This window comes from Hyphomonas sp. UBA4494, assembly GCF_002388935.1.
Classification (GTDB): Bacteria; Pseudomonadota; Alphaproteobacteria; order Caulobacterales; family Hyphomonadaceae; genus Hyphomonas.
The window spans coordinates 145044-152320 of sequence record NZ_DGNK01000030.1; the positions used below are offsets into that span (position 1 = coordinate 145044).

A 7277-nucleotide genomic window follows, 5' to 3' on the forward strand; every position below is an offset into this window, starting at 1 on the left:
TTGCACAATGCCTGCAACCTGCCCAGAGTCCGCAATAGTGGAACAAATGGGCTGAATGAATCATTGATCCTTCAGTAACAGGGAGTATGGTGGTGCCATGAACGATACAACAGACACCCGCCAACAGATCTTGGAAGCCGCGATGGAACGCATCGTTCACTACGGCTATTCCAAGACGACGATGTCGGAGATTGCCAAGGACTGCAACATGTCCGCGGGCAATATCTACCGCTTCTTCGCGTCCAAACTCGATATTGCCGAAGCCATCGGTCGCAAGTTCAATTCAGAACTCTACCAGACTTATGCCAGCATCTGTCGGAAGCCAATCACGGCGGCAGATCGTCTGCGCCAGTTTTTCGAGTTCAGCATGGTGCGTACCTATGAGGCACTGGAAGAAAAGGACAAGCTGGTCGAGCTGGCCGAGACGCTGGCAGATGAGCGGCCTCTGTTCATGAATGAACAGCTGGCCCAGGAGCGGGTCTACCTGGTTCAGATTCTCGAGAACGGCATTGAGGCCGGTGAGTTTCGTCCGCTCGACCGAAAGGAAGAGACGGCGGAAATGATTCAGGCATCGATGATGAAGTTTCGCTTTCCCCAGATGTTTTCGCACCTGACATTACCGAAGTTGAAGCGTGAACTGGCGGGTGTGATGGACCTGGTTCTGGCTGGATTGTCTGCTGGCGCGGTCGTTCCGGACCGTCAGATAGATAAATTCTGAATAATTTCGTTTTCGTTCATTGATAAATATTCAGATGATTGCTATATGGCAGTCAACGGCAGCGATGGTCGCTGTCGGTAAATGCTGAAAGACCAAATCAATGACATTGTCCAAGACCGAAGCTCGCCAGTCCCTGGCCGCCTTGCTTGCGGCGCTTCCTATGGCCATCGCCATCCTTGCGGCGACCTATTCGCTTGCTGAATTCGCGGTTTAGAATGCGGCCTGATCAGGCCTTGGCGCCCCGGCGGCCCGTTCCATAGACGGGCGCTGATTGCGCCGCCGCTTCATCGAGCGGCCAGCGGGGTCTCGCCCCGGTGCCAAGGTCCCCGGCCTCGCCTTTGACGAGGCCCGCCGCCAGTCTTTCCGCTCCGGCCAGAGCGATCATGGCGGCATTATCCGTACAATGTCTCAGCGGCGGCGCAATCAGGCGCGCACCTGCGCCTTTGGCCACGTCGTCCAGTGCGGCACGGATGGCCTTGTTGGCCGCGACGCCGCCCGCCACGACGAACCGCTTCGTGCCATCCTCACCCGGATCAAACGCCTCAAGCGCCAGCGCGGCCTTTGTGGCGAGAATGTCGGTCACCGCCGTCTGGAAACTCGCGCAGAGATCCTTCATCCGACTCTCATTCATCTCGTCTTCGGCCGCGGCGCGCGCAACAGCCGTCTTCAGCCCTGCAAAGCTCATATCGAGACCCGGCCTGTTCAGCAGCGGGCGGGGCAGGGCAAAAGCCTCTGGATCGCCCCCCTCTGCGAGGCGCTCGACCGCAGGCCCGCCGGGAAAGCCGAGCCCCAGCGTCTTGGCTGTCTTGTCGAAGGCTTCGCCCACCGCATCATCAATCGTCGAGCCGAGCCGGCGATAATTTCCGAGGCCGCGCACTTCCAGGAACTGGCAATGCCCGCCCGAAACAAGCAGCAGCAAATAGGGGAACGGGCAATCATTGCCGAGCCGAGGGCTGAGCGCGTGCCCTTCCAGATGGTTGACCGCGATGAAGGGCTTTCCGGCCGCCTGCGCGATGGCCTTGCCGGTCATCATGCCCACCAGCACGCCGCCGATCAGGCCGGGACCGGACGTGGCGGCGATCCCGTCTAGCGCTGAATAGGAAATGCCTGCTTCATGCATCGCGGCTTTCACGGTCAAATCAGCCAGTTCGGCGTGTGCGCGCGCAGCGATTTCCGGTACCACACCCAGATAGGGCGCGTGTTCTTCCAGTTGCGTGCGGATCACGTCCGAGACCAGCTCTGCCCGGCCATCGGTCAGGCGCAGCACAGCCGCGGCCGTCTCGTCACAGCTTGTCTCGATGCCCAGAACTGTCAGCGTCTTGCTCATCCGCTGCATGTAGGACCCCAGAACGGATTTGGAAAGCGCAGCCCGCAGGCCCTATAGTCGAAGGAAAAGACCGGGAGGTAGAAGTTTGGCGAAACCGTTTCGATGGAACATCGCACAGCGCGAGCAATTGGGCGGCCTGATTACGGGCGCGACCGAGACGCGCTCATTGAACGACATGTTCCTTGAATCCCTGCGATCCACGGCTGCCCGCATTCTGGCGCATGCGAACCGGTCGGACCTCGCCTTTATCGGGAGGACGCCCGAAAACCTGTATGATTATCTGTCCGGCTGTTTCGAAGGGCTGCGCGACACGCCGCGGCTTCACCTCATCCAGTACTCGCTGCGCAATGCCAGCGCGGTCGATCAATTGCCGGAACCGGCATTACAGGGTCTGTTCGAGTATCTCACCGCCGAAGGTCTCGGCCCCAAGGCGATCGCCACCGGTTCGCGCCCCATTGCCCTGGTCGACTTTGTTGCCTCCGGCCGAACGATGGAGGGCCTGATCCGCCTCATGAAACTGCAGGCCGAGCGGGAAGGACAAGACTGGACCGCTGTTCAGCGCCGCCTACGCATCATCGGGCTGCGCGTGCGCACAAAGAATTCCCCCAACACCTGGCGCTGGCAACAGCATCAGGACTGGCTGCATTTCATTCCGGATACGATCATTCGAAATGTGTCCGCGCCTGCAGCCTTCCTCCATTATCTCGGCAATGATCAGCCCAAAGTAACCGCCAGCTTTCATCCGGGCCGCTGGGCGGAGGAGGAGGGCGCCGCCCGCCGCCCGAACAGCGACCAGCAGGCTGCGCTCGGCTTTGCTGCGCAGCTCTATGATCTTGGTCGCACCCGCGAGGAACGCCAGAATCTTGCAAAGCGGATTGCCCGACACCGCAAGATGAGCCAGCGCGCCACGCGTCGCCTCGTCCTGCGATTGCGCGGGGGCTGAGCCGACAGTAGGATATGGAATGGCTGTATCTGAACCCATCATGCTTTCGCTTGAACGCTTCGGAGAGATTTGCGCTGATCCCGCGCCATTGATCTATCGGCGCCTCTTCGCGCAGCATCCCGAATTTGAAGACCTGTTCGCGATGGACACGGATGGTGGCGTGCGCGGTTCCATGCTGACAACCTGCTTCGACTGCATCATCGGTCTTACCGAGGACAGTCCCTTGCCGCGCTTTGAGCTTCAGTCTGCCCGCCTGTCGCACCAGGGGTATGGTGTACAGGAATCCCAACTGGATGACATGTTCACAGCCATCCGCGACACTTGCCGGGAAGCGCTGGCAGGGGAGTGGACGCCCGCCATGGAAACCGCATGGGCGGAGATGCTGGCCGAGATTGCGCGAATGGGGTTCACGCCAGCCTGACACTGGCCGGGGCTAACGCCCCTTGAATTCCGCCGGGCGCTTCTCAAGAAACGCCATCATGCCTTCACGCGCGTCTTCCGTTTTCAGCAGCGGCAGCAATTGCAGGAAGACGTGGTGGACATGTTCGGTGAAAGGCTCCGACAGGCCCATCCGCATCAGGCGTTTTGAGGCCTGTACGGCCAGTGGCGCGTTCGCGGCGATCTCGGCGGCCAAGGCGCGTGCTTCGTCCATCAGCGTGTCATGCGGCACCACTTTTGCGCACAATTGCTCGGCGAGGCATTCCTCTGCGGTCAGGGTGCGGCCGGTGAAGATCAGTTCGCAGGCCTTCTCCCAGCCGAGCATGCGCGGCAGGAACCAGGTGCCGCCGGATTCGGGCAGGATGCCGCGCTTGGTGAAGGCTGCCGCCATCTTGGCCTTGTCCGACATGATGCGGATGTCACAGCCGAGCGCCGTGTCCATGCCATAGCCTGCCGCGCCGCCATTGATGGCGCAGACGGTCGGCGTATCCATGTTGAACAATACGGTCGGCGGCGTGTTCCGCAGATCCAGCGTGGCGCTGGCCACAGCGCCGGATCCGATGCCTTCGCCCTTGGTGGCACTTTCCAGGTTCAAACCCGCGCAGAAGGCCCGGCCCGCCCCGGTCAGGATGACGCAACGCACATCCGTATCAGCATCTGCCTTCAGCAAGGCCTTGCACAATTCATCCAGCATCGGGCCGGAAATCGTGTTCAACCGCTCCGGCGCGTTCAGCGTGATGGTCGCGACATGGTCTGCGACCTCATAGAGAATTTCGGCAGTCTTGGTTTCTGTGTCCGACATGGCGTGTCTCCCTCTTGTTTTGAGGCGAGCGTAGCGTGGAGGGGCAGGTCGGCCTAGGCTGCCCTCGCGGCAGTTTTCCAGCAGGCTGCCGTGAAGACAATTTCGTCGCCATCAGCAAACTCCATGAAGGCGGCGCGCACCACGTCTATGACTTTCTTCCGGGTCGCCTCATCCACGCCTTGGGCGATGGCATAGCCGACGGGGCCCATCAGCGAGACATACAGGTCCATGGCCGAGAGGGGAAAGCGGCATTCCACGTCCAGTTTCTCACTCACCACGTCCTGCCATCCGGACTCGGACAGGATGCGCTCCACGCGCGCGGCGTCTGCGAAGCCAAACTGGCCACGGGTATTCGGCTCCCGCTCGGGCAGACCGGGCAGCAGGGGGCGGGCGCCAGCCTCAGCCGCCGTCATGAACGGGTTCTCCGCCGGGTCACGCCAGCTGAACATAAGCAGCTGTGTGCCCGGCTGCGCGGCGCGGTTCAGATTGCGGAAGGCGGCGACCGGATCCTCGAAGAACATCACCCCGAACCGGGACGTGATCACGTCGAATGTGCTCGACGGGAAATCGTGCGTCTGCGCATCGGCGACCAGGAACTCCGCGTGTGATCCGGACTCGGCGGCGCGCTTGCGAGCATGGGAAATCATGGTCTCCGAAATATCAAGGCCGAGGCATTCAGCTTCCGGCCCCAGCGCCTTCGCCATGGCGAGCGTTGTCGCACCGGTGCCACAGCCGATATCAAGGATAGAATTTGCGTTGGCCGTCGTCACCGTCTCGACGAGGATGTCCGCGAAGGATTGGAAGGCCGTATCCAGCAGCGTCTGCGCGTGCACCCAGGCCTTTCCGCCCGCGCCATTCCACATCTCTTCCTGATCCTTGTTTGCCATGCTCATCGTACCGCGCTCCTTGTCATTGCGATCTTGCGGAGGCATCCTGCCACCTCAAGTCGACTTGAGGTCAAGAGCCTATCATGGAAATTTCCGACGTTGCCAAACAATCCGGGATCCCGGCCTCCACCCTGCGCTATTATGAAGAGCGCGGCCTGATCCGCTCGACGGGGCGACGCGGCCTCCGGCGCCTGTTTGATGAAGACGTTCTGGAACGGCTCGGCCTGATCTCGCTCGGCCGCGCCGCAGGTTTCACGCTGGACGAGATCGCCGCCATGATGTCGGAAGAGGGGCCCCGCATCGAGCGTGCGGCGCTCATGTCAAAGGCGGACGAACTGGACGAGAAGATCCGTCAGATGACGATCATGCGCGATGGCCTGCGCCACGCCGCCAACTGCCGCGCGCCAAGCCATATGGAATGCCCCAGCTTCCGCCGCATCCTCCGCGCCGCCATGACGGGGAGAATCTCAGCGAAGGGCAATCCGGTTGGGCTGGCAAACCGAAAAGGCTAATCCCCATCCATGCGTAGGGCTGCCACAAACGCTTCCTGCGGAATCTCGACCTTGCCGNNTGCCGAACTGGCGCATGCGCTTTTTACCGGCGGCCTGCTTGTCGAGCAGTTTCCGTTTCCGGCTGGCATCGCCGCCATAGCATTTCGCGGTCACGTCTTTCCTCATGGCACTGAGGGTTTCGCGCGCGATCACCTTGCCGCCAATGGCTGCCTGAATCGGAATCTTGAACATCTGGCGAGGGATAAGGTCTTTCAGACGCTCGCACATCTGGCGACCCCGGCTTTCGGCGCGGTCGCGGTGCACCAGCATGGCGAGCGCATCGACCGGCTCGTCATTGACCAGGATCTGCAGTTTGACGAGATTTTCGGCACGGTGGCCGACAATCTCATAGTCAAAGCTCGCATAGCCGCGGCTGATCGATTTCAGGCGGTCATAGAAATCGAACACGACCTCGTTGAGCGGCAGTTCGTATTTCACCATCGCCCGTCCGCCAACATAGGACAGTTCGGTCTGGATACCGCGCCGATCCTGGCATAGCTTCAGGATGCCGCCAAGATATTCGTCCGGCGTATAGATCGTCGCATTGATCCACGGCTCGCGGATTTCGGCAACGCGCACGACATCGGGCATGTCTGCCGGATTGTGGAGTTCGATTTCCGATCCGTCCGTCATCGTCATTTCATAGACAACGCTCGGCGCGGTCGCGATCAGGTCGAGGTCGAACTCGCGGCTGAGGCGTTCCTGAATGATTTCGAGATGCAGCAGGCCGAGAAAGCCGCAGCGGAAGCCCATGCCGAGCGCGGCAGAGGTTTCCATCTCCCACGTAAAGCTTGCATCATTCAGGCGCAGCTTGCCCATCGCCGCGCGCAAATCGTCAAAGTCGCCCGCATCCATCGGAAACAGGCCGCAGAACACGACCGGCTGGACTTCCTTATAGCCGGGCAGGGCCTTGTCACAGGGTCGCTTGTCTTCCGTGATCGTATCACCCACGGCCGTTTCGCCGACTTCCTTGATCGAAGCCACGAAGTAGCCGACTTCGCCCGGCCCAAGCGCCTCAACGTCGGTGAGTTTTGGATTGAACGTGCCGACCTTGTCAATTTCATAGACGCCGCCGGTGCGCATCATCTTGATCTTCTGCTTCTTCTTCAGCACGCCATCATGAATGCGCACGATGACGACCACGCCGAGATAGGGGTCGTAGTAGGCGTCCACCAGCGCAGCCTTCAGCGGCGCGTCGACTTCGCCGGTCTTTGGCGCAGGCAGGCGCTGGACAATGGCTTCCAGCGTTTCAGAAATGCCGAGACCGGTCTTGGCCGACGTCTCGATGGCGTCGGAGGCATCAAGTCCGATCACGTCCTCGATCTGGGCCTTCACGCGCTCGACGTCAGCAGCTGGCAGATCGACCTTGTTCAGAACCGGCACGATCTCATGGTTCTGGTCGATGGCCTGATAGACGTTTGCCAGCGTCTGCGCCTCGACGCCCTGGGAGGCGTCCACGACCAGTAGCGAGCCTTCACAGGCGGCGAGGCAGCGGCTGACTTCATAGGCAAAGTCAACATGGCCCGGCGTGTCCATCAGGTTCAGGACATAGGTCTCGCCATCCTGTGCCTCATAGGTCAGGCGTACGGTCTGGGCCTTGATGGTGATGCC

General features: G+C 61.0%; 7 protein-coding genes and 1 pseudogene. 4 read left to right on the forward strand and 4 right to left on the reverse strand.

Annotated elements, in window-relative coordinates; translation table 11 throughout:
* The first annotated feature begins 97 nt into the window (after positions 1 to 97).
* Positions 98 to 718 (forward strand): TetR/AcrR family transcriptional regulator, encoded by a 621-nt coding sequence (locus B2P82_RS11575; RefSeq protein WP_290497112.1) that lies wholly within the window; start codon positions 98 to 100, stop codon positions 716 to 718.
* A gap of 226 nt (positions 719 to 944) precedes the next feature.
* Here the strand turns inward: B2P82_RS11575 and tsaD are convergent, their stop codons facing one another.
* Positions 945 to 2054, reverse strand: coding sequence for a tRNA (adenosine(37)-N6)-threonylcarbamoyltransferase complex transferase subunit TsaD (gene tsaD / locus B2P82_RS11580; protein ID WP_290497113.1), 1110 nt, complete (start codon positions 2052 to 2054; stop codon positions 945 to 947).
* Positions 2055 to 2130: 76 nt separating this feature from the next.
* Between tsaD and B2P82_RS11585 the strand changes: the two genes are divergently transcribed.
* Positions 2131 to 2988 (forward strand): hypothetical protein, encoded by an 858-nt coding sequence (locus tag B2P82_RS11585; protein WP_290497114.1) that lies wholly within the window; start codon positions 2131 to 2133, stop codon positions 2986 to 2988.
* A gap of 19 nt (positions 2989 to 3007) precedes the next feature.
* The gene (locus tag B2P82_RS11590; RefSeq protein WP_290497115.1) at positions 3008 to 3409 is read left to right on the forward strand and encodes a globin; all 402 of its coding nucleotides are present in this window, start codon (positions 3008 to 3010) and stop codon (positions 3407 to 3409) included.
* Positions 3410 to 3421: 12 nt separating this feature from the next.
* Here the strand turns inward: B2P82_RS11590 and B2P82_RS11595 are convergent, their stop codons facing one another.
* Both B2P82_RS11595 and B2P82_RS11600 read right to left on the reverse strand, forming a co-directional pair.
* Positions 3422 to 4228: an enoyl-CoA hydratase/isomerase family protein gene (locus B2P82_RS11595; RefSeq protein WP_290497116.1), complete on the reverse strand. Its 807-nt coding sequence runs from the start codon at positions 4226 to 4228 to the stop codon at positions 3422 to 3424.
* A gap of 53 nt (positions 4229 to 4281) precedes the next feature.
* Positions 4282 to 5160: a class I SAM-dependent methyltransferase gene (locus B2P82_RS11600; RefSeq protein ID WP_290497117.1), complete on the reverse strand. Its 879-nt coding sequence runs from the start codon at positions 5158 to 5160 to the stop codon at positions 4282 to 4284.
* A 38-nt stretch (positions 5161 to 5198) separates the two neighbouring features.
* On the opposite strand from B2P82_RS11600, the gene B2P82_RS11605 reads away from it, so the two are divergent.
* The gene (locus B2P82_RS11605) at positions 5199 to 5627 is read left to right on the forward strand and encodes a helix-turn-helix domain-containing protein (protein ID WP_290497118.1); all 429 of its coding nucleotides are present in this window, start codon (positions 5199 to 5201) and stop codon (positions 5625 to 5627) included.
* Here the strand turns inward: B2P82_RS11605 and lepA are convergent.
* Positions 5624 to 7277, reverse strand: a pseudogene (gene lepA, locus B2P82_RS11610) (translation elongation factor 4); the annotation flags it as partial. The gene B2P82_RS11605 and the pseudogene lepA sit on opposite strands and share 4 nt — an antisense overlap.